1 protein-coding gene is annotated in these 312 nt (G+C 74.4%); it reads left to right on the top strand.

The window, feature by feature from the left end; genetic code table 11:
• Nucleotides 1–312, top strand: a 312-nt coding sequence (locus ACLBYB_RS33070; protein ID WP_447701415.1) for a chemotaxis protein CheW, incomplete at both ends; no start/stop codon positions are given.

Raw genomic sequence — 312 nt, 5'->3', positions numbered from 1 at the left:
AGTCGTCGAGCCCGGCCCGCAGGCGGCCGCCGACGGCGGCCAGCGGGACGGGCGGCAGGGCGGCCAGCAGGTGGTGATGTTCCGGATCGGCTCGGAGAGCTTTGCGCTGGAGGCCGGGATGGTGCGCGAGATCATCGATCCGATCCCGGCGACGCGGGTGGCGGGGGCGCGCCCGCATATCGATCGGATCGTGAACGTGCGCGGCAACGTCGTGCCTCTGGCCGACATCCGCGAGCGGTCCGGGATGCCGGCGGCGTCGGCGAGCCCGGACACGCGCTTCCTCGTCCTGGAGGTGCCGGTAGCGGGCGACCC

The sequence above is a fragment of the Methylobacterium sp. D54C genome, assembly GCF_053345595.1.
The sequence above is the reverse complement of the archived record's forward strand: the minus strand, read 5'-3'. Positions and strand labels throughout refer to the sequence as shown.